At 73.3% G+C, this 20,994-nt stretch carries 19 protein-coding genes; 6 read left to right on the forward strand and 13 right to left on the reverse strand.

From position 1 onward, the window contains the following. The first annotated feature begins 28 nt into the window (after positions 1 to 28). Together qcrA and qcrB are read left to right on the forward strand one after the other, a co-directional pair. Positions 29 to 1,063: a cytochrome bc1 complex Rieske iron-sulfur subunit gene (gene qcrA, locus ACRYR8_RS09990; protein WP_432484332.1), complete on the forward strand. Its 1,035-nt coding sequence runs from the start codon at positions 29 to 31 to the stop codon at positions 1,061 to 1,063. Then, positions 1,060 to 2,736: a cytochrome bc1 complex cytochrome b subunit gene (qcrB, locus tag ACRYR8_RS09995; protein ID WP_432484333.1), complete on the forward strand. Its 1,677-nt coding sequence runs from the start codon at positions 1,060 to 1,062 to the stop codon at positions 2,734 to 2,736. The genes qcrA and qcrB overlap by 4 nt, the downstream gene beginning before the upstream one ends. A gap of 962 nt (positions 2,737 to 3,698) precedes the next feature. On the opposite strand, the gene ACRYR8_RS10000 is transcribed toward qcrB, so the two are convergent. Beyond that, positions 3,699 to 4,919 (reverse strand): L,D-transpeptidase, encoded by a 1,221-nt coding sequence (locus ACRYR8_RS10000; protein ID WP_432484335.1) that lies wholly within the window; start codon positions 4,917 to 4,919, stop codon positions 3,699 to 3,701. A 219-nt stretch (positions 4,920 to 5,138) separates the two neighbouring features. On the opposite strand from ACRYR8_RS10000, the gene ACRYR8_RS10005 reads away from it, so the two are divergent. Both ACRYR8_RS10005 and ACRYR8_RS10010 read left to right on the forward strand, forming a co-directional pair. Beyond that, positions 5,139 to 6,434: an acetyltransferase gene (locus ACRYR8_RS10005; RefSeq protein ID WP_432484337.1), complete on the forward strand. Its 1,296-nt coding sequence runs from the start codon at positions 5,139 to 5,141 to the stop codon at positions 6,432 to 6,434. Then, positions 6,431 to 6,985, forward strand: coding sequence for a hypothetical protein (locus tag ACRYR8_RS10010; RefSeq protein ID WP_432484339.1), 555 nt, complete (start codon positions 6,431 to 6,433; stop codon positions 6,983 to 6,985). Before ACRYR8_RS10005 ends, ACRYR8_RS10010 begins: the two co-directional genes overlap by 4 nt. A 102-nt stretch (positions 6,986 to 7,087) precedes the next feature. Here the strand turns inward: ACRYR8_RS10010 and ACRYR8_RS10015 are convergent, their stop codons facing one another. The 6 genes from ACRYR8_RS10015 to ACRYR8_RS10040 all read right to left on the reverse strand — a co-directional run bounded on the left by ACRYR8_RS10015 (position 7,088) and on the right by ACRYR8_RS10040 (position 13,041). Beyond that, positions 7,088 to 7,489, reverse strand: coding sequence for a cytochrome c oxidase subunit 4 (locus ACRYR8_RS10015; protein WP_432484341.1), 402 nt, complete (start codon positions 7,487 to 7,489; stop codon positions 7,088 to 7,090). Positions 7,490 to 7,492: 3 nt separating this feature from the next. Continuing rightward, a complete protein-coding gene (ctaD, locus tag ACRYR8_RS10020) occupies positions 7,493 to 9,265 on the reverse strand; it encodes an aa3-type cytochrome oxidase subunit I (protein WP_432484343.1) in 1,773 nt (590 codons plus the stop codon). Continuing rightward, entirely contained in the window at positions 9,265 to 10,203 is a 939-nt protein-coding gene (gene ctaC / locus ACRYR8_RS10025; RefSeq protein WP_432484345.1) for an aa3-type cytochrome oxidase subunit II, read from the reverse strand. Before ctaC ends, ctaD begins: the two co-directional genes overlap by 1 nt. A 92-nt stretch (positions 10,204 to 10,295) precedes the next feature. Further along, positions 10,296 to 10,937, reverse strand: coding sequence for a leucyl/phenylalanyl-tRNA--protein transferase (aat, locus tag ACRYR8_RS10030; protein WP_432484347.1), 642 nt, complete (start codon positions 10,935 to 10,937; stop codon positions 10,296 to 10,298). Between the two features lie 196 nt (positions 10,938 to 11,133). Further along, positions 11,134 to 11,493, reverse strand: coding sequence for a HesB/IscA family protein (locus ACRYR8_RS10035; protein WP_432484349.1), 360 nt, complete (start codon positions 11,491 to 11,493; stop codon positions 11,134 to 11,136). A 108-nt stretch (positions 11,494 to 11,601) separates the two neighbouring features. Next, a complete protein-coding gene (locus ACRYR8_RS10040; protein ID WP_432484351.1) occupies positions 11,602 to 13,041 on the reverse strand; it encodes a dipeptidase in 1,440 nt (479 codons plus the stop codon). A 70-nt stretch (positions 13,042 to 13,111) separates the two neighbouring features. Here ACRYR8_RS10040 and ACRYR8_RS10045 point away from each other — a divergent pair, with 70 nt between their 5' ends. Beyond that, the gene (locus ACRYR8_RS10045; RefSeq protein ID WP_432484353.1) at positions 13,112 to 13,705 is read left to right on the forward strand and encodes a DUF3043 domain-containing protein; all 594 of its coding nucleotides are present in this window, start codon (positions 13,112 to 13,114) and stop codon (positions 13,703 to 13,705) included. Positions 13,706 to 13,765: 60 nt separating this feature from the next. After that, the gene (locus tag ACRYR8_RS10050) at positions 13,766 to 14,776 is read left to right on the forward strand and encodes an aldo/keto reductase family protein (protein WP_432484355.1); all 1,011 of its coding nucleotides are present in this window, start codon (positions 13,766 to 13,768) and stop codon (positions 14,774 to 14,776) included. A gap of 71 nt (positions 14,777 to 14,847) precedes the next feature. Here ACRYR8_RS10050 and ACRYR8_RS10055 read toward each other — a convergent pair whose 3' ends face one another. From ACRYR8_RS10055 to ACRYR8_RS10080, 6 genes are all read right to left on the reverse strand, one after another. Further along, positions 14,848 to 15,057: a hypothetical protein gene (locus ACRYR8_RS10055; RefSeq protein ID WP_432484357.1), complete on the reverse strand. Its 210-nt coding sequence runs from the start codon at positions 15,055 to 15,057 to the stop codon at positions 14,848 to 14,850. A 10-nt stretch (positions 15,058 to 15,067) separates the two neighbouring features. Further along, the gene (locus ACRYR8_RS10060) at positions 15,068 to 16,585 is read right to left on the reverse strand and encodes an MFS transporter (protein ID WP_432484359.1); all 1,518 of its coding nucleotides are present in this window, start codon (positions 16,583 to 16,585) and stop codon (positions 15,068 to 15,070) included. A gap of 145 nt (positions 16,586 to 16,730) precedes the next feature. Beyond that, positions 16,731 to 17,828, reverse strand: a complete 1,098-nt coding sequence (locus tag ACRYR8_RS10065) for a quinone-dependent dihydroorotate dehydrogenase (protein WP_432484361.1) — start codon at positions 17,826 to 17,828, stop codon at positions 16,731 to 16,733. A 116-nt stretch (positions 17,829 to 17,944) separates the two neighbouring features. Beyond that, positions 17,945 to 19,276, reverse strand: coding sequence for an MFS transporter (locus ACRYR8_RS10070; RefSeq protein WP_432484363.1), 1,332 nt, complete (start codon positions 19,274 to 19,276; stop codon positions 17,945 to 17,947). Between the two features lie 203 nt (positions 19,277 to 19,479). Further along, positions 19,480 to 20,541, reverse strand: coding sequence for a Gfo/Idh/MocA family protein (locus tag ACRYR8_RS10075; RefSeq protein WP_432484365.1), 1,062 nt, complete (start codon positions 20,539 to 20,541; stop codon positions 19,480 to 19,482). A gap of 21 nt (positions 20,542 to 20,562) precedes the next feature. Then, entirely contained in the window at positions 20,563 to 20,982 is a 420-nt protein-coding gene (locus ACRYR8_RS10080; protein ID WP_432484367.1) for a DUF779 domain-containing protein, read from the reverse strand. Positions 20,983 to 20,994 lie beyond the last annotated feature (12 nt).

Below are 20,994 nucleotides of genomic sequence, written 5' to 3' on the forward strand. Positions count from 1 at the left end.
CACGGCCCCGCACGGACGGGCAGGGAGCATGAGCGACATCGAGCGCGCCGACCAGGCGCACGGGCAGGGGTCCACGGCCCTGTCGAAGGCCGAGGGCACCGGTGTGCCGGAGCGCTTCGAGAACCCGGGTCTGCCCCCGCACCGCCACCGCTTGGGTGACGTCGACCCGAAGGCCGCCAAGCGCGCCGAGCGCCAGGTGGCGTCCCTGCTGCTGCTGTCGATCCTCGGCTCGATCGGCATCATCGCCTCGATCATCGGGATCAAGTACGACGGCGGTTTCGACCGCATCAGCACCTCGACCCGGGCGATCGGCCTGTGCATGTTCGTCTCCCTGTTCGCCCTGGGCGTCGGGGCCGTGCACTGGGCGAAGACCCTCATGCCGGACGACGAGCGCATCGACTACCGGCACCGCCAGCGCGGCACCACCGCCGAGCGCGAGGAGGCCGTGGCGATCCTCAAGGAGGGCTCGGCGGAGGCCGGCCTGGGCCGGCGGCCGCTGATCCGCAACACGCTGGTCGGCGCCCTGGCGCTCTTCCCGCTGCCGGCGGTCTTCTTCTTCCGCGACACCGGTCCCCTGCCGGGGAACAGCCTCTCGGTGACGATGTGGGAAGAGGGCACCCACCTCATCAAGGACCCGACCGGTGGGCGCATCCGGGCCGCCGACATGGTCTACGGGGCGGTCGTGCACGTCATGCCCGAGGGCATCGACGAGGTCGAGCACCCCCTGAACGAGAAGGCGAAGTCCGCGGTCCTGCTGATGCGGCTGGACGAGAGCCAGCTCACGCCCAAGTCGGCGGAGTGGGGCGTGGACGGCATCGTCGCCTACTCCAAGATCTGCACGCACATGGGCTGCCCCGTGGCCCTCTACGAGCAGCAGACCCACCACCTGCTGTGCCCCTGCCACCAGTCGACCTTCGACGTGGAGCAGGACTGCAAGGTGATCTTCGGCCCCGCCAAGCGTCCCCTGCCCCAGCTGCCCATCCGGGTGGACGCGGACGGGTACCTGCAGGCGAGCAGCGGCTTCCACGAAGCCGTGGGCCCGAGCTTCTGGGAGCGCGGATGAGCACCATCGACAAGGCCGCGGGAGGCGTCGGCAACTTCGCCGACGACACCGTCGGCGCCAGCAAGATCGTCAACGGGTTCGCCCGCAAGATCTTCCCCGACCACTGGTCGTTCATGCTGGGTGAGATCACCCTCTACAGCTTCGTCATCCTGCTCTTCACGGGGACGTTCCTGACGTTCTTCTACGAGCCCAGCGCCGCGGAGACGGTGTACCAGGGTGAGTACGCCCCGCTGGCCGGGCAGGCGGTCTCGCAGGCGTACGAGTCGTCGCTGCGCATCTCCTTCGACGTGCGCGGCGGCCTGATCATGCGCCAGGTGCACCACTGGGCGGCGCTGATCTTCGTGGCGGCGACCGTCGTCCACATGATCCGCGTCTTCTTCACCGGCGCCTTCCGCAAGCCGCGCGAGATCAACTGGGTCATCGGCCTGGTCCTGGCGCTGCTGGCGGTCTTCGAGGGCTTCACCGGCTACTCCCTGCCGGACGACCTGCTCTCGGGCACGGGCATCCGCATCGCCCAGGCGATCATCCTGGCGGTGCCGGTGGTCGGCAGCTACGTCAGCTTCTTCCTCTTCGGTGGCGAGTTCCCCGGCGAGGACTTCATCCCGCGCTTCTTCACCATCCACGTCCTGCTGCTGCCGGCGGTCATGCTGGGCCTGATCGTCGTGCACCTGGCGCTGGTCGTGATCCACAAGCACACCCAGTACCCCGGGCCGGGCCGGACCGAGGACAACGTCGTCGGCTTCCCCCTCTTCCCGGTGTACATGGCCAAGGCCGGCGGATTCTTCTTCATCGTCTTCGGCGTCATCGCGCTGATCGCGGCCCTGGTGCAGATCAACCCGATTTGGGCGTACGGGCCGTACGACCCCTCCCCCGTGACGGCGGGATCGCAGCCCGACTGGTACATGGGCTGGCTCGACGGCGCGGTCCGCCTGACGCCGGGCTGGTTCGAGTTCACGCTGTTCGGCTACACGTTCTCGATGAACATCTTCATCCCCACGACGGTGGTCATCCTGTTCGTGATGGTGGCGGGTTCGCTGTACCCCTGGATCGAGCAGGCCGCGACGGGCGACCGTCGTGAGCACCACCTGCTGGACCGCCCGCGGAACGCCCCCACGCGCACGGCCCTCGGCGTCATGGCGCTGACGTTCTACGTGCTGCTGTTCATCTCCGGCGGCAACGACATCATCGCCCACATGGTGGGGCTGTCGATCAACGACATCACCCGCAGCCTGCGCGTCCTGGTGTTCGTCCTGCCGGCCCTGGCGTTCGTGGTCACCAAGCGCATCTGCCTGGGTCTGCAGCGCAAGGACCGCGAGAAGGCCCTGCACGGCCGCGAGACGGGCCGCATCGTGCGCCTGCCCCACGGCGAGTTCATCGAGGTGCACGCTCCGCTGACCGACCTGGAGCGCTGGGTCCTGGTGCAGCACGAGGCGAACCGCCCGATGGAGATCGAGGACCGCGTCGACGCCGGCAACCCCAACTCCCTGTACGGCAAGGTGCAGCGGCGTCTGTCGAAGTTCTACTTCGAGGACCGCGTCGAGCCGGTGACCCCCGCGGAGCTGGCGGCGTCGCACCACGGCAAGCCCGGGGAGATCGACGGCGGCGAGCACGCCACCCTCGAGGAGAGCAAGACGAGCCCCGCGATCCAGACCTCGCAGACCAGCCGCGGCTGACGCGGTCGGCACGCACCACGACGAAGGCCCCGGGCGGATCGCCCGGGGCCTTCGTCGTCCCCTCCTCTGAACCTTCGCCGGGGGTCGCGCCCGGGTGGTCGGGGGCTCTTCACGGACACGGCGCGGACATCGCTCATCGAGGAGGCCCGCAGTGGGAGTCAGGAACCGGCGGGTGATGTGGACGTTGCTCGCCGGCGTCGTCCTGGCCGCCGCCGGCTGCCCCGGCAGCGGGCAGATCGCCTGGTCCAACGACGCCTCGACGACGGTCACGCTCCAGCTCGGCGAGGACGACCTCGGCGACGTCGCCTCCGGCGACGTCATCTACACCGACGACTGCCTCTGCGGGCCCATCCGCGTCCCCTACGACGGTGGCGACGCCACCGAGCTGGCGGGACCGGCCTGTCCCGGGCAGCAGCTGCTCATCGATGACGGAGAAGCGCGACCGGTGCAGCTGGCCGGCACCGGCCGAACGGGGAAGGCGCTGCGGGGACGCAGCTTGCAGAGCCCGGTTCAGGAGCTGCACGTCCGCCTCCGGGGACCAGCACTCCGCTGGGGAAGGACTGCAGACGGGCGCAGCTCAGCGTCCCGGGCACCACCTGGCGCTGCTGCTGCAGCGCTCGAGGTGGTGCCGGGACTCGAGCGCACCGCCGCCAAGGGCGTGAAGGCCCCGGGACCAGGTCGGCAAGCGGTCACCGGTGGAGCGGACCCACACCTGGCTCGACGGGTGGGGCGAACTGCACCGGACCAGCGGCCGATCCCGAAGCGTGGTGGAACTCCGCACCCACCTCACGGGTGCCGTCGCCGATGGCGGCGGCGCCGGGTCATCGGTGCCCCTCTCGCCGTCGTCCGGGGTCGCCCCGCCGCGGTCCGAGGGCCCGCACGCTGCCGGCGAACCGTGGAGCCGGAGAGGTGGGGCGGACCTGCCCGACCACGGACCCCGGACCCCTCGACCCGCTGAGAGCTCAGGCGAGGGCGGACCCCGCCGCCCACTGGTCCCAGCTCTCGTTCCACACGCTGAACCCGTTGCCGTCCTCGATGCCGCGCTCGCTGCCCACGAAGTCGACGACGTCCCCGACCTTGGAGTGCTCGAACATCCAGCGGGCGTCCTCGGTGCTCATGCCGGTGCAGCCGTGGCTGACGTTGGCGCTGCCTTGGGAGGCCACCGACCACGGGGCGGCGTGCAGGAACTCCCCCGAGTTGGTCAGGCGCATCGCGTACTTCACCGCCACGTTGTAGTACTCGGGGTCGTCGGGGCTGACGCCCGTGGTCTCGGCGTCCATCTGGCGCGACTCCTCCCGGCTCATGATGACCTTGGTGCCGCTGCGCGTGACGTACCGGCCGCCGTGGCCGTCCTGGCCGGCGGTGATCGGGATGGTGCGCAGCACCTCCCCGTCGCGGGTGACGGTCATGGTGTGGGCGTCGAGGTCGACGGTGCTGACCATGGCGCTGCCGACGCTGAAGCCGATGTCCCGAGTGGTCCCCCACACCCCGGGCGCGACCTCCACGTCGCCGAGGTCGATGTCGAGGTGCACGTCGGTCTGCGCGGGCCAGTACTCCTTCGGGCGGAACTCGACCTTCGTGTCCGACTGCCAGCTCCAGGAGCCTTCGACGGCGGTGGGCCGGGTCGTCACGTGCAGGTTGCGCTCCACCTCGGCGCGCCGGTCGTCGGCGACCGGCTCGTCGAAGGTGACGATGACGGGCATCCCCACCCCCACCGTCGAGCCGTCCAGGGGCGCGACCGCCGGGAAGGCGGTCGCGGCAGGTGTGAGGGTGGTGACGGTGGTGGCGTGCACGGCCCGCTCACCAGCCGTGTCGGTGGCCACGGCGCGGACGGTGTAGCGGGTGGCTGCGGTCAGCTCCCCCGTGCTGGTCCAGGTGGTGCCCGCGGCGTCGAGGCTGCCTTCGACCACGGACCCGTCGGGTGCGCTGACCTGCACCTGATCGAGCTGACCGCGAGCGACGGTGACGGTGACGGGGGCGTCGAGCCGCACGCCGGTGCCGGAGTCGGCCGGGGTCACGGTGAAGGTCACCGGAGGCGTGGACGGGGTGGCGCTCGCGCTCGCCGTCACCCCCTGCCCGTTGCCGGCGGTGCTCTGCGGCCCGCAGGCCGAGACGGCGGTCGCCATCGCCAGGACGACGGCTGCGGGTGCCCAGGCACGGACGTGCCGGTGCGGCGTGCTCACTGCTGCTTCTCCCCCTGGCCGCGTGCGCGGCCCCGGTCGATCCGTCCCGCCGTGCGTTCCCCCGGCGGCTCCACTCCTCTGACGCTGCAGGTACCCCTTCGCGTTGCACCAGGACCGCCGGTTCCCGGACTTCCGCTCCTGCTCCTCCCCTGCTACACAGAACTGACACAGAGTGGTGAGGGCTGCACGGCCAGCACTCTTCCCGGACGGGGGCGCGACGTGGTGGAGCGACGGGAACGACCGCGGCGACGCGCACTGCTGGGCGGCTCACTGCTCACGCTGTGCCTGAGCGGGGCGGTGCTGGTGGCACCGGCTCGAGCCGCTGAGGAAGCGCCGGCCACGGGCCTGGAGGAGGCCTCCTTCGTCGACCCGACCGCGCAGGTGCGCTCAGCGCGGTCGGTCGAGCTGGGGCACCGGGTGTACGTGGGCCCGTTCGCCCAGCTGCTCGCCGCCGGCCGGGTGGGCATCGAGATCGGCGCGGAGTCCAACGTCCAGGACTCCGTGCGCGTGGACGCCCTCGTCCCCCGCTGGCCCGCGGAGGCCAGGGCCCTGGCCGCGGCGGGACTGCACACGTTCGACGGGGTGGAGGTCGGCGAGCGGGTCATCCTGGCCCACGGCTCAGCGGTGCGGGGCCCGGCACGCATCGGGGCGGACCACGCCGACCCGCGGGACTCCGGCGTCTTCATCAGCTTCGGCGCCCTCGTCGACGGCGCCGTCCTGGAGCGCGACACCGGCCTGTCGGCGCTGAGCCGCGTCGGCCCGGGCGTGGTGCTGCGCAGCGGCACCATGGTGCTGCCCGGCAAGGACGTGCGCACCCAGGCGGAGGCGGACGATCCCGCTCTCGGCAAGGTGCGGCCCCTCGTGGAGGCCGACCGCCTGTTCAACGCCGCCGTGGTGGAGGTGAACACCGGCCTGGCCCGCGAGTACTCACGCCTGGCGGCGGAGGACCCGCAGGCGGTGCACGGGATCAACGTGGACCCGGGGGGCAACGTCTTCGACGCCTCGCGCGACGCACCCACCGTGGAGTCCGCGCTGTGCACCGGCCCGGAGGTCCGCGAGCCGGGCTTCCGCAACCGCGTCATCGGCGACGTCTGCTTCGAGGACGACCTGGCGACCCTGGACGCGCGGATGGGCTCACGCATCTCCCTGCGGGCCGACGAAGGCGGGCCCTTCTCGGTGGGCACCGTGCGCAGCATGGGCAACGAGACGGTGTTCCACGCCCTGGAGGGCTCGGACCTGTCGGTCGGCAACCGGGTCACCTACGGGGAGGGCGTCGTCGTGCACGGTGGTGGACGCCCGACGGTGGATCCGACGACCGGTACGGCGGCACCGACCACGATCGGCAACGACGTCGTGCTGGGTGACGGCTCGGTGGTCTTCCGGTCGCTGCTGCGCAACGGCGCCGTCGTCGGAGAACGCAGCGCCGTGGTGGCCACTGAGCTCGAGGTGGGCCAGGTCGTGCCGGACCGCACCGTCTACGCCAACGACGAGGTCTTCGGCGCGGTCGAGTGGTGAGGAGCACCGGCTGCTGCGCCCGGGGGCTGCTGGGTGGGGCGCTGCTGGCCGGGACGCTGACGACCGGGTGCGCCGCGGCGGAGCCGGCACCGAACGGACCGCCGGCGGTCCCCGGTGACCTGCGCGTGGCGACCGTGGACTCCCGCGAGGAGGCGGTGGGCCCGGACGGCGCTCCGCGCTTGACGTGGAGCGTGGACTGGGAGCTGCGCTGGGCCGCGGTCCCCGGAGCGGCCTCCTACGCGGTCCGCTACGCCAGCGCCGAGGGGGTCCCCTCCGGCTCGACCGGCGACAGCACCACCGAGGAGACCGCTGTGCGCGTCACCGCGGCCGCCGGCACGTCCTCCCCCGAGCGCTACGGCACCGAGCGCAGCGCCGGCCTGCTGTTCACGTCCTCGCAACTGCTGGTGTCGGTCAGCGCCGTCGCCGCCGACGGCACGAGGGGGGCTGCGACCGGCTGGATCCCCGTGGGGGACGTGCCCGCCGACGGCCGGCCCATCACGACCGTGCCGCACACGCACGGCACCGAGCACGAGGAGTCCCACGGCGGTTGACGGGACTTGCGCTCGGGTGGGAGGGGACGACTCTCCCGGGGACCCCGGGAACGACGCAGGGCCCCGCACCGGGAGGGTGCGGGGCCCTGCGTCACTCCGGACTCAGTGGGCGTGCTCGCCCACGTAGTGCTCGTAGACCCACCCGATGATCATCGGGACGGTGAAGACCATCCCGATGAGCCAGAGCCACCAGCCGAGAGCAGCACCGGCGAACACGATGGCACCGGCGAGCGCCAGGTACAGGGGCCACCAGCTGAACGGGGGGAAGAAGCCCTGCTCCCCCGCCCCCTCGCTGGGGTCGGCGCGCAGGTTGTCCTCCGGCCGGGCGTCGATGCGGCGGGCCGTGATGAACAGGTACGTCCCCACGAGCATCGCCAGGCCACCGGTGAGCAGGAGGGCGATGAAGCCCACCCACTCGTCCCACTGCGTGAACAGGCCGTACACGAAGGCCACCGGGATGAAGAAGAGGATCCCGCCGGAGAACAGCCAGGTTTCAGGCTTCATCGGTCAGCGACCTCCCAGGTCTTCCTTGCGACCCGACAGGTCGGGCTCGCCGTACACGTGGTCGAGGAGGTTCTTGCTGCTGCCGTCCGTGGGCGTGTCGTAGGCGGAGACCTCCGGGTGGTGCAGGTCGAACGCCGGACGCTCGGACCGCACCCGCGGCAGCGAGGTGAAGTTGTGCCGCGGCGGCGGGCACGAGGTCGCCCACTCCAGCGACATGCCGTAGCCCCACGGGTCGTCCACGGTCACCCGCTCGCCGAAGCGCGCCGTGCGGTAGACGTTCCACAGGAACGGGATGAACGAGGCGCCCAGGATGAACGAGCCGATCGTGGAGATCTCGTTCATGGTCTGGAAGCCCTCACCGGGCAGGTAGTCCGCGTAGCGGCGCGGCATGCCCGCCGCTCCCAGCCAGTGCTGGATGAGGAAGGTGGTGTGGAAGCCCACGAACAGCATCCAGAAGTGGATCTTGCCCAGGCGCTCGTCGAGCATCCTGCCCGTGAACTTCGGCCACCAGAAGTGGAACCCGGCGAACATCGCGAACACCACGGTGCCGAAGACGACGTAGTGGAAGTGCGCCACGACGAAGTAGGAGTCCGACAGCTGGAAGTCCAGCGGCGGCGAGGACAGGATGACGCCGGTCAGACCGCCGAACAGGAAGGTCACCAGGAAGCCGACGCTCCACAGCATCGGGGTGTCCATGCTGATGGAGCCGCGCCACATGGTGCCGATCCAGGTGAAGAACTTCAGCCCCGTCGGCACCGCGATGAGCATGGTCATGAAGGCGAAGAACGGCAGGAGGACCTTGCCGGTGACGTACATGTGGTGCGCCCACACCGTCACGGAGAGGCCGGCGATGGAGATGGTCGCGAAGACCAGGCCCTTGTAGCCGAAGACGGGCTTGCGGCTGAACACCGGCAGGATCTCGGTGATGATCCCGAAGAACGGCAGCGCGATGATGTAGACCTCGGGGTGCCCGAAGAACCAGAACAGGTGCTGCCACAGGATCGAGCCGCCCGCCTCGGGGGCGAACACGTGTGCGTTGAGCAGGCGGTCGGCGGCCAGCGCCAGCAGCGCCGCGGCCAGGACCGGGAAGGCCATGAGCACCAGGACGCTGGTGATCAGCGTGTTCCAGGTGAACAGCGGCATCCGGAACATGGTCATGCCGGGCATGCGCATGCACAGGATCGTGGTGATGAAGTTGACCGCGCCCAGGATGGTGCCGAAGCCGGAGAAGGCCAGGCCCATGACCCACAGGTCCCCGCCCAGGCCGGGTGAGTGGGTCACGTCCGACAGGGGTGTGTAGGCGAACCAGCCGAACGAGGCGGCACCGCCGGGGGTCAGGAAGCCGGCCGCGGCAATCAGCCCGCCGAACAGGAACAGCCAGTACGAGAGCATGTTGAGCCGCGGGAACGCCACGTCGGGCGCTCCGATCTGCAGCGGCATGATCGCGTTGGCGAAGGCGGAGAACAGGGGCGTCGCGAACAGCAGCAGCATGATCGTGCCGTGCATCGTGAACGCCTGGTTGTACTCGTTCTTGGTGTTGAACACCTGCATGCCCGGCGCGAAGAGCTCGGCGCGGATCAGCAGGGCCAGGACGCCGCCCACCATGAACCAGAGGAAGGCGGTGATGAAGTAGAGGTTGCCGATCACCTTGTGGTCGGTGCTGGACAGCCAGCCGGCGATGACCGATCCGTGCCGCCGGGGCACGACGGCCCCGAGCGGCTGACGAGTGGTGACCCGGGCGGCCACACCCGGCGCGTTGAAGCTCTCAGTGGCCATCAGCTGTTGTTCCCCCCGCTGGTCTCGTCGCCGGCGGGCTCCGGGCCCCCGGCATCGCGCTCGAGCTCACCGCCGAGCTCGGTGGTGAGCCCTCCGGCCTGACCCGCGGCCACCAGGTCCTCCAGGTGCTCCGCGTACTCGGCCTCGGAGACCACCCGGACGTCGAAGAGCATCTCGGAGTGGTAGTCGCCGCAGAGCTCGGCGCACTTGCCCTTGTACAGCCCCTCCTTGGTGGGGGTGAGCTGGAACTCGTTCGGGCTGCCGGGGTAGAGGTCCATCTTGAACAGGAAGGCCGGGACCCAGAAGGAGTGCGCGACGTCCCGGGCGTACAGGTTGAACTGCACGTTCTGGTTCACGGGCAGGTACAGGGTGGGCACCTGGCCCTCCACGAGCTCCTCACCGTCCAGCTCGGCCTGGCGGCCCGCCTCGTAGGCGATCGGGTTCCCCGACTCGTCGAGGTAGTTGAAGTCCCATCCCCACTTCTTGCCGATGACGTCGACCTCGACGTCGACCGGGGCGGAGTCGTCCAGGATGGCCGCCTGGTCGCGGGCGGTGTAGTAGAAGAGGACCCCGACCATCATCACGGGGACGATGGTGTAGAGGATCTCGATCGGCATGTTGTAGCGCGTCTGGGGCGGCAGCTCCGGGTCGCCCTTGCGGCGCCGGTAGGCCACCACGCACCAGATCGTCAGGGCCCACACCAGCAGCCCGACGGCCAGGGCGGCGATCCACGAGCCGTTCCACAGCTCGGAGATCCTGTCCGTGTGGTTCGTCGCACCTTCGCTGGCGTCGGGCAGGAACCCCTGACGGAGGCTCGCGTCCGGCCAGTCGGAGGCGGCGCACCCCGTCAGCAGCAGCGCTGCCGCGGCGACGACACCGGCGCCCAGCGCCTTGGGGGGACGGCGACGACGCGTCGCGTCCGAGTCTCGCGTGCCCAACGTCGGCCTTCCCACGGTTCGTGCAGAGACGGGGACGTGCCGTGCCCGCGGCGTGAGGGTCGTGGGCAGGAGCGTCCCTACGGAGGATGAGACTACCCCCCGTCGTAGCTGTGGACCGGGTCGGGGCGCGCCGCGAACACCTCGGGTCCGGGCGAGGCCAGTGCCGACCTCAGCAGGTGGTGGTAGCGGGGGCGGCCGACCTCCTCCACGCCCAGGGTGGCCAGGTGCTGCGTGCGCCACTGCACGTCCACCAGCCGGCCCGCGACGCCGTCGGCGAGCAGGAGGTCGGCCAGGGCCACGACGGCCGCCTTGGAGGCGTCACGGACGCGGTGGAACTTGGACTCGGCGGCGAACAGGCCGCCCAGCGCGACGCCGTACAGGCCCCCGGCCAGCTCCCCGCCGCGCCAGACCTCCACCGAGTGCGCCCACCCCAGGCGGTGCAGCTCGCCGTAGGCCGCGGCCACCTCGGGGGTGATCCACGCCCCGGGGCGCGAGGGCTCCGCGCAGCCGGCCACCACCTCGTCGAAGGCGGTGTCCACCCGCACCTCGAAGGTGCGCAGGGCGCGCCGCAGGGACCGCGAGACGTGGACCCGCTCGGGCAGCAGCACCCCGCGCGGGTCCGGCGACCACCACCCCAGGGGGCCGCGCCCACCGCCGCCCAGGCCCATGGGGAACAGCCCGTGCGCGTACGCCGCCACGAGCGTGGCCGGCGACAGGTCGCCGCCGGTGGCCACGAGGTCCTCCCCCGGGCGCGGGGAGAGCCGGTCGAAGGCGAAGGGGGCCGGACCGGGGTGCCGTCGCGGCCGGCCGGCGGGCCCCGACGGCAGCGCAGCGCCCCAGACGCGAGCGGCCCCCGCACCGGCGGGTGCGGGGGCCGTGCCGGCGTCCTGGCCGGTCAGCGGAGCGTCGTGACCCGTGGGCCCGGGCCCGTCAGGAGAACGAGTCGCCGCAGGCGCAGCTGCTGCCCGCGTTGGGGTTGTCGATCGTGAAGCCCTGCTTCTCGATCGTGTCGGCGAAGTCGATGGTGGCGCCGTCCAGGTAGGGGGCGCTCATCTTGTCCACGACGACCCCCACGCCGGAGAACTCGCGCACGGCGTCACCGTCGAGCTCGCGCTCGTCGAAGTAGAGCTGGTAGATCAGGCCCGAGCAGCCGCCGGGCTGGACGGCGATGCGCAGGCGCAGGTCGTCGCGGCCCTCCTGCTCCAGCAGGGTGCGGACCTTGGTGGCGGCGACGTCGGTGAGCTCCACGCCGTGGGCGCGGGTCTCCTCGACAGCGGTCGTCGTGGTCATGATGCTCGTCTCCGGTTCCACTCGTCGACTAGGGACGCTGTCCGGGCCAACCGCCGGGGCGGCACGGTTGTTCCCGGCACCAGGCTACGTCCGCGGGGCGCGCAGCGGTCACCGCGCCCCGGTCACCGGGGCGGGCACGCCGGCCAGCCCGTCCAGCAGCAGGACCTCCCCGAGGCAGGCGCGCTCGAAGTCGGCCAGGTGCAGCGACTCGTCCGGGCCGTGGGCGCGCGAGTCGGGGTCCTCCACGCCGGTGACCAGGATCGAGGCGCCGGGGTGCTCGGCGACGAGGTCGGCGATGAAGGGGATGGACCCGCCCATGCCCATCTCCACGACGGGCGCGCCGTAGGCCTCCTCGAAGGCCCTGCGGGCCACCTCGTGCGCCGCCGAGGAGGTGTCCGCGGAGAAGGAGCTGCCCGCCTCCCCGTCGGCGACCTCGACCCGCGCGCCGAAGGGGGCCTGCGCCAGCAGGTGGCGGCGCAGCGCCGTCATCGCCTCGGCCGGGTCCTGCCCGGGGGCCAGCCGCAGGCTCAGCTTGGCGCGCGCGGAGGGCACGAGGGTGTTGCTGGCGGTGTCCACCGGCGTGGCGTCGACGCCGATGACGGACAGCGCGGGCTTGGTCCACAGCCGGTCCGCGACCGAGCCCGTCCCGGCCAGCCGGACGCCGTCCAGGACGCCGGCGTCGGCGCGGTACTGCTCCTCGGTGAGGTCCACGTCACCGGCCGCGGAGCTCAGCAGCCCGCGCACGGCCACGTCGCCGGCCTCGTCGTGCAGCGTGGCGAGCAGGCGCGCCAGGCAGGTGAGCGCGTCCAGGACCGGCCCGCCGTTGACGCCGGAGTGCACCGGGTGCGACAGGACCGAGACGGTCACCACGCAGTCCACCAGCCCCCGCAGCGTCGTGGTGATCGCGGGCACGCCGACCCGCCAGTTGCCGGAGTCGGCCACGACGATGACGTCGGCGGCCAGCTCGGCGCGGTGCTCGGCGAGGAAGGCCGCGAAGGTGGGCGAGCCCACCTCCTCCTCCCCCTCCACGAACACGGTGACGCCCACGCCGTCCTCCGGGCCCCACAGCGGCAGCAGCGTGCGCAGCGCGTTGACGTGCACCACGACCCCCGCCTTGTCGTCGGCGGTGCCGCGGCCGTACAGGCGCCCGTCGCGCTCCACGGGTTCGAAGGCCGGGGTGGTCCACAGCTCGGGCCGCCCCGGCGGCTGCACGTCGTGGTGGGCGTACAGCAGGACGGTGGGGCGGCCCGCGGGCGCGGGGCGGCGGGCGACGACCGCGGGTGCGCTGCGCACCTCGGCCTCGTCGACCACGGCGGTGGCCGTGCGGACGGCGACCTGCGGCAGCCCCGCCTCGCGCAGCAGCTGCGCGACCGCCTCGGCGCTGGCGGTGACGTGCGCCTGGTCGAAGGCGCGGGCGGAGACGCTGGGGATGCGCACCAGCGCCTCCAGGTCCGCGCGGGCCGCGGCGGTGCCGGCGGCGCACGCCGCGCGCAGCGCCGCGGTGCGCTCGGCGCCGGTGGCGGGCAGGGGCGGGGTGTGCTGGCTCACGGGGCCCGACGCTACTCCCGGGCCCGCTCGCCGGGCCGGGCCGGGCCGGGTGGTGCCGTACCCTTGCGGGGTGTTCGGACGCTCGAAGGAGAAGCAGGCCCCCGAGGCGCCGGCCGCCCCGGTCGTCGAGCTGACGAAGCCGGGCGGCAAGGGCCGTCCCACGCCCCGCCGCAGCGAGGCGCAGGCCCGCAACGCCCGCCCCCTCGTGCCCGCCGACCGCAAGGCCGCGGCGAAGGCGGCGCGCGCCGCGCAGCGCGAGGAGCGCCTGAAGGTCCAGCAGGCCCTGGTCACCGGCGACGAGCGCTACCTGCCCGCGCGCGACCGCGGCCCGCAGCGCCGGTTCGTGCGCGACGTCGTCGACGCCCGCCGCAACGTGGGCGAGTACTTCCTCATCATCGCCGGCGCTTCCCTGGTGCTGTCGATGATCGCCCAGCCCATGGGCTCGGCGGCGCTGCTGCTGGGCACGACGCTGCTCATCTACGGGATGCTGGCGGTCGTGGTGATCGACAGCGTGCTGCTGGGCCGCCGCCTCAAGAAGGCCCTGGCCGCGCGCTTCGACACGCCCGAGCGGGGCCTGGTCTCGTACGGCGTCACCCGGGCGCTGCAGATCCGCCGGATGCGCCGGCCCGTGCCGATGGTCGAGCGGGGCGCCCGGCCCCGCTGACAGCTCGCGTTCCGGCGCGCTGGGGCGCGCCGCGGCGCCGCAGGCCCTACCGTCGCGACCATGGAGTTCCGACACCTCGGTCGCAGCGGTCTGAAGATCTCCGAGATCACGTACGGCAACTGGCTCACCCACGGGTCGCAGGTCGAGAACGACGCCGCGATCGCCTGCGTGCGCGCCGCGCTCGACGCCGGGATCTCGACGTTCGACACCGCCGACGTCTACGCGAACACGGCCGCCGAGACGGTCCTGGGCCAGGCGCTGAAGGGTGAGCGCCGCGAGAGCCTCGAGATCCTCACCAAGGTCTACTTCCCCACCGGCCCGAAGGGCCACAACGACTCGGGCCTGTCCCGCAAACACATCACCGAGTCCATCGAGGGCTCGCTGCGGCGGCTGGGCACCGACCACGTCGACGTGTACCAGGCCCACCGCTACGACGTCTCCACCCCGCTCGAGGAGACGATGCAGGCGTTCGCCGACGTCGTCCGTTCGGGCAAGGCGCTCTACATCGGCGTCAGCGAGTGGACCGCCGAGCAGCTGCGCGCCGGGCACGCCCTGGCCCGCGAGCTGGGCTTCCAGCTGATCTCCAACCAGCCGCAGTACTCCGCCCTGTACCGCGTCATCGAGGGCGAGGTCGTACCGGCCAGCCGCGAGCTGGGCGTCTCCCAGGTCGTGTTCTCCCCCATCGCCCAGGGGGTCCTGACCGGCAAGTACCGCCCCGGCGCCGAGCCGCCGGCCGGCAGCCGCGCCACGGACGAGAAGGGCGGCCGGCAGATGATCAGCCGCTGGATGCGCGACGACGTGCTCAGCCGGGTGCAGAAGCTGCGCGGCGTGGCCGCCGAGCTGGACCTGTCCATGTCCCAGTTGGCCGTGGCGTGGGTCCTGCAGAACGACAACGTGGCCGCCGCCATCATCGGCGCCTCGCGCCCGGAGCAGGTGACCGAGAACGTCAAGGCCTCCGGGGTCGTCATCCCGCCGGAGCTGATGACCCGCGTGGACGAGGTGCTGGGTGACGTCGTCGAGCGCGACCCGGCGCTCACGGCGCGCAACGCCCCCACCGGGCGCCCCTCCTGAGGCGCACCTCGCCGCGACCGTCCTGACCGGGCGGGGCGGCGGCGGACGGCCCGCCCGGCGCGGCTCCCCGCTCAGTCGGCGGGGCGCAGGCTGAGCGGGCCGTCCACGCCGCGGCCGTCGGCGGACAGGTGCGCGGTCTCGGCGCCCTGGTCGCGCAGGGCTCGCCAGTTCTGGCCGATCCAGACCTCGGCGTCCGCCCGGGTCGGGAACACCTCCTCGCCGCCGGCGAGGGGGCGCCCTTCGGCGTCCTCGAAGGTCCAGGTCCAGCGCGTCGCCCTCACCCGGGCGACGCTAGCGGACCCGGCGGCGGCGCAGGTCCAGCAGCGCGAGCACCAGGGCCACCACCACCAGGGCGATCGAGACCCGCAGGCCGGTGGAGAGGGCCTCGCCGAACGCGGCACGCACCGGCGCGGGCACGTCGCCGGCGCGTCCGCCGGCCGCGCCGCTCAGGCCCTCACCGGCGAGGGTGGAGAAGAAGACGGCCGTGACGGCGGCCACCCCCATCGCGGAGCCGATGCGCTGGCCGGTCTGCAGGACCCCGCCGGCGGTCCCCGCGACGCTGCGCGGCACGTCGGCGAGGGTGAGGGTCTGGTTGGGCGAGATGACCAGGCCGCTGCCGGCACCGGTGACGGCCAGGCACGCCGCGAGCGCGATCGCGCCACCGGTGCTCTGCACGGCGGCGGAGACCACGTCCGCAGCGCTGAGCCCGACGGCGACGACCACCAGGCCGAGGACGACGACGCGGCGGCCGCGGTGCTCGACCTGGCGACCGCCCACCTGGGCCAGCACCGCGGAGGCCAGGGCGAAGGGCGTCTGCACGAGCCCGGCCTGCAGCGGGGAGAAGCCCAGCCCGGACTGCAGGTAGAGGGTCACGACCAGGAAGATGCCGGTGAAGCCGGCGAAGTAGGCCACGCCGATGAGCGCGCCGACGGTGAAGGACGGGGTGCGGACCAGGTCCGTGGCCACCACGGGCTGGCGCTCGAGGCGGTTCTCGCGCCGCTCCCACAGGGCGAAGCCGCCCAGCAGGGCCAGGCCGGGCGCCAGCAGCCACCACCGGGCCGAGGACCCGCCCGTACCGGTGGTGAGCACGAACGGCAGCATCACCAGGACGACGGCGCCGGCCAGCAGCACCAGCCCCGCGGCGTCGAAGCGCGGGCGGGTGCGGTGCCGCGCCCCCTCGTCACGGGGCAGCCACCGCCACGCCAGGGGCAGCAGCACCAGCCCCAGCGGCACGTTGACGAGGAACACCCCCCGCCAGCCCTCGGCCTCCCCGAAGACGGCCAGGATCACGCCCCCCAGGAGCGGCCCGACCGCGGTGGACAGCCCCACGGTGGTGCCGAAGGCGGCGAAGGCCCGCCCCCGCTCGGCCCCGGTGAACAGCTGCTGGATGAGGGCGAGGACCTGCGGGTTGACCAGACCGGCGGTGATGCCCTGGAGCAGGCGCACGAGCGCCAGGGCGGTCGCGGACTGCACCAGCCCGGCCGCGGCGCTGGTCAGGACGAACCCGGCCAGGCCGGTGAGGAACACGGCGCGCCGCGAGAAGAGGTCGCCGAAGCGCCCGGCGGGGACGAGCACCAGGCCGAAGGCCAGGGCGTACCCGGCGACGATCCACTGCACCTGCGCGGGCCCGGCGCCCAGGGACTGCTCGATCGAGGGCAGGGCGACGTTGACGATCGAGACGTCCAGCAGGGTCATGAACCCGACGGCCAGGCACACGCCGAGGGCGCGCCAGCGCGCGGGGTCGGTGCCGGAGGGGGCGGGCTCGGGGCCGTCTGCGGCACCGGGGCGGTGCTGGGCGACGTCGGTCACTGGGCTCCTCGGCTCGGGGGTGCGAGCGGACGCGCTCGCAGGACGCTCCCCCGACCGTCGCCGCTGCCGCCGCCGGCCACAACTCGACGGCTCCCCGCCCCCGCGGCCCCCGTGGCCGCCGGCGGCTGCCGGCGGCTGCCGGCGGTCAGACGCGGTCGGACTGGCGGCGGGAGCGGGAGGCCGCGAGGTCGGACAGCACCCGCCGCGCCCAGCCGGGCCCCTCGTAGATGAAGGCGGTGTAGGCCTGCACCAGGGAGGCGCCGGCGTCCAGGCGCTCGCGCACGTCGTCGGCGGTCTCGACGCCGCCGACGCTGACCAGGGTGAGGCGGTCGCCGGCGCGGTCGGCGAGCCGGCGCAGCACCTGCACCGACCGCTCGCGCAGCGGAGCGCCGGACAGCCCGCCGGCACCGGCCGCGGCGACGGCCTCGGGGCTCGAGCGCAGGCCCTCCCGGCCGATCGTGGTGTTGGTGGCGACGACGCCGTCCAGGCCCTGTTCCAGCGCCAGGTCAGCGACGGCGTCCACGTCCTCGTCGGAGAGGTCGGGGGCGATCTTCACCAGCAGGGGCACGTGCCGGTGGGACGCCTCGTCGGCGGCGGCACGGGTGGCGGCCAGGACGGGGCGCAGCTTCTCCACCGCCTGCAGGTTCCGCAGCCCCGGGGTGTTCGGGGAGCTGACGTTGACGACGAGGTAGTCCGCGTAGGGGGCCAGCAGCCGGGCCGAGGCGGCGTAGTCGGCCGGGGCGTCCTCCTCGGCCACCACCTTGCTCTTGCCGATGTTGACCCCGATGCCGACGGGGTGGCGCGGGGGCACCGCGCGCAGCCGGCGCAGGCGGCGGGCGACGACCTCCGCACCGGAGTTGTTGAACCCCATCCGGTTGACGACGGCGCGGTCCTCGACGAGGCGGTGCAGGCGGGGCTTGGGGTTGCCCGGCTGGGGCAGGGCCGTGACGGTGCCGACCTCGACGAAGGAGAAGCCGAAGTGGGCCAGCGCCTCGACGCCGGTGCCGTCCTTGTCGAACCCGGCGGCCAGGCCCAGCGGTCCGGCCAGGTCCATGCCCAGGACGCGGGTGCGCAGCCGCGGGTCGGTCTCGACGAACGCCCGGCGCAGCAGCGGCACCGCGGGGGGCAACCGGCTGGCCGTGCGCATGCCCGTGAACGCCCAGTGGTGGGCCACCTCGGGGTCGATCCTCGTCAGGACGGTCCGGTACAGCGCCCGGTACGCAGCTCCCGAGCCGCCAGCCACCACGTTCCCCCTCGGTTCTCCGTCCGCCGCCCCCCGGCCGCGACCACGGGCAGGGTAACGCGGACCGGCCCGGCCCCCGTCGCGGGGACCGGGCCGGGCGGCGCGGCGGGTGGGGCTCAGTCGTCGATGTCGGCGGTGCGGGTCTCGCGCAGCAGGGCGAGCGCGACCAGGCTCACGACGGCGGTGCCGGCGAGGTAGGCGCCCACCCAGCCGACGCCGTGCGCCTCGGCGAGACGCACCGCGGTGTACGGGGCGAGCGAGGCGCCGAGGATGCTGCCGGCGTTGAAGGCGAGCGAGGCGCCCGTGTAGCGCACGTTCGTGGGGAACAGCTCGGGCAGGTAGGCGCCGATGGGCCCGAAGACCAGGCCCATGAAGAACAGCCCGGCGCACAGCCACACCATGACCAGGGCGGTGCTGCCGGAGCCCAGCAGCGGGCCGGTGAGCAGGCCGACGACGGCGCCGCCGACCATCGCGGTGGCCAGCACTGGGCGGCGCCCGAAGCGGTCCGAGAGCACCCCGGACAGCGGGGTCGCCGCGGCCATGAACAGGACGGCGACGCACAGCATGAGCAGGAAGTCCTGCCGCTCGTAGCCCAGCGCCGGGGAGGTGCCGTAGGCCAGCGACCAGGTCGTGGTCAGGTAGAAGAGCGTGTAGGTCAGCATGACCGAGAAGGCGCCCAGCACGAGCAGCTTCCAGCTGGTGCGGAAGGTCTCGGCCACGGGCACCCGCACCTGCCGGTTCTCGGCGAGCGCCTTGGCGAAGACGGGGGTCTCGGCCAGGCTGAGGCGGATCCACAGGCCGAGCAGCACCAGGGCGGCCGAGAGCAGGAACGGCACGCGCCAGCCCCAGGACATGAACGTCTCGTCGCTCATCGTCGTGGCCAGCACGATGAAGAGGGTGTTGGCGACGATGAAGCCCAGCGGGGCGCCCAGCTGCGGGAACATGCCGTACAGCGCGCGGCGGTTCGGGGGCGCGTTCTCGGTGGCGAGCAGCGCCGCGCCGCCCCACTCCCCGCCGAGGCCGAAGCCCTGGCCGAAGCGCAGCAGGCACAGCAGCGCCGGGGCGAGGTTGCCGACGCTCGCGTGGGTGGGCAGCACGCCGATGAGGACCGTGGAGATGCCCATGACGAGCAGCGCGGCCACGAGGGTCGTCTTGCGGCCGATGCGGTCGCCGAAGTGCCCGAAGACGATCGAGCCGATGGGCCGGGCGACGAAGGCGATGGCGAAGGTGGCCAGGGAGGCGAGCGTCTGCGCGGTCTCGTTCTCGGAGGGGAAGAACAGCGGCCCGAAGACGAGGACGGCAGCGGTCGCGTAGACGTAGAAGTCGTAGAACTCGATCGTCGTGCCGATGAGGCTGGCGGCGGCGACCCGGCGGACCGGGTTGACGGGCGCACCCTGCGGGGCGGACGGGGATCGCTGCATCGTGGGGTTCAGGTCGGACGGACCCATGGGGCACCTTCGGGACGGGGGCTGGTCGCGGTCGCGCCACGGTCAGGGGTCCTCCTGCGCCCGGCGCGGGCACCCGGGTGGGAACCGGGGTCGCCGTCGCCTCTCCGGGTGCTCCGGAACCATGCCTCACCGCACCATCAGCATCCAGCTGACGAGATTCTCGTCTCACATGGTGAGAATTCCTGCCGCGCGGGTGGTCCTCGTCAGCCCACGTCGACGGTGCGGCCGAGCGCGGCCGCGCGGCGGGCCGCGTCCACGACGGCCGTGGTGGCCACCGCGTCGCGAGGGTCCACCGGCACCGGCCCCAGGCCCCGCACCGCCCGGGCGAAGGAGGCGTAGAAGTCCGGCCAGCGGCCGTGCTCGGCGGGCACCCGCCGCACCGGGCCGCCACCGATCGCCAGGTGCCCCCAGCGCGAGGGCGGCTCGGCACCCCACGCAGCCCCCTCCCCGGCCGGGGTGCGCCCGGCGAGCAGCGCGGCCTCCTGCCCGTCCACGGGCTCCTCGACGACGAAGCTGCCGCGGGTGCCGGTCACACGGAAGCGCGGCGCCGGCAGCGCCTGGTGCCACGACCCGGACAGCTCGCTGCGCACCCCGCCGGCGTGGGCCAGCTGCACCCGCCAGTCGTCCTCGGCCCCCTCGCCGCCGCGCGTCTGCGCGGCCACGGTCTCCACCGGACCGAACAGGAGCAGGGCCTGGTCGACCAGGTGCGCACCGAAGTCGCGCAGCAGTCCGCCGCCGGCCGCCGGCGGGTCGCCCGCCGTCCAGCGCTCGAACGCCGACTCGAAGCGCAGGACCCGCCCAAGTTCGCCGTCGGCGAGGACCCGGCGCAACGTCAGCAGGTCCGAGTCCCAGCGGCGGTTCTGGTAGGGGCTGAGCAGCACCCCCAGCTCCTGCGCGAGGTCGACCGTGCGCGCGGCCGCAGCCGCGTCCAGCGCGAAGGGCTTGTCGCACACGGTGGCCAGCCCGAGCCGCAGCGCCCGCTCGGTGAGGTCGGTGTGCGTGGCGGCGGGGGTGGAGATCGCCACCGCCTCCACCCCGAGGTCCACCAGCTCCTCCAGGGCGGCGACGGTGCGCACCCCGTGCTCGGCGCGGGCCAGCGCGGCGCGCTCGGGGTTCGAGGTGACCACGGCCACCAGTTCGCACCCGGCCGCGCCCGCGACGACGGGCGCGTGGAAGAACCGCCCGCCACCGCCGTAGCCGACCAGCGCGAAGCGCACCGGCTGGGGAGCGGGGACGGCGAGGTGGGCGTCCGGAGCTGCGGTCACGCCGCGGACGCTACCGGTGGCTCACGGCGCGGCCGGCGGCACCGGGCCGGACGAGCCCGGGGTGGCGCCGTCCGCCAGCCGCGAGCGCACCAGGAACCGCACCCCGTCGGGGGCCTCCAGCGAGAACCCCGCCCCCCGACCGGGCACGAGGTCGATCGTCAGGTGCGTGTGCGCCCACCGGGCGTGCTGCTCCTTCGACATCCACACCGGCACGGAGAACCCCTCCGACTCCCCCTGCGCGGGGACCACCACGTCCCCCAGGTGCTCGTCGGCGTCGGAGGTGGTGAAGTCCCCGGCCGCGAAGCACATCGGGGCGCTCCCGTCGCAGCAGCCGCCCGACTGGTGGAACATGAGCTCCCCGTGCCGTGCCCGGAGGCGCCGCAGCTGCTGCGCCGCCTCCGGGGTCAGGCCCACCGGCTCGCGGGCCGGCGCACCGCTCACGTCGTCGCCGCC

This window comes from Kineococcus esterisolvens, from assembly GCF_050871405.1.
Lineage (GTDB): Bacteria > Actinomycetota > Actinomycetes > Actinomycetales > Kineococcaceae > Kineococcus.

Bases quoted from the DNA above. Each gene is read 5' to 3' on its own strand.
- ACRYR8_RS10070 (WP_432484363.1), bottom strand. From the start codon at position 19,276: ATGGGTCCGTCCGACCTGAACCCCACGATGCAGCGATCCCCGTCCGCC.
- ACRYR8_RS10050 (WP_432484355.1), top strand. From the start codon at position 13,766: ATGGAGTTCCGACACCTCGGTCGCAGCGGTCTGAAGATCTCCGAGATC.
- ACRYR8_RS10015 (WP_432484341.1), bottom strand. From the start codon at position 7,489: ATGAAGCCTGAAACCTGGCTGTTCTCCGGCGGGATCCTCTTCTTCATC.
- qcrB (WP_432484333.1), top strand. From the start codon at position 1,060: ATGAGCACCATCGACAAGGCCGCGGGAGGCGTCGGCAACTTCGCCGAC.
- qcrA (WP_432484332.1), top strand. From the start codon at position 29: ATGAGCGACATCGAGCGCGCCGACCAGGCGCACGGGCAGGGGTCCACG.
- ACRYR8_RS10035 (WP_432484349.1), bottom strand. From the start codon at position 11,493: ATGACCACGACGACCGCTGTCGAGGAGACCCGCGCCCACGGCGTGGAG.
- ctaD (WP_432484343.1), bottom strand. From the start codon at position 9,265: ATGGCCACTGAGAGCTTCAACGCGCCGGGTGTGGCCGCCCGGGTCACC.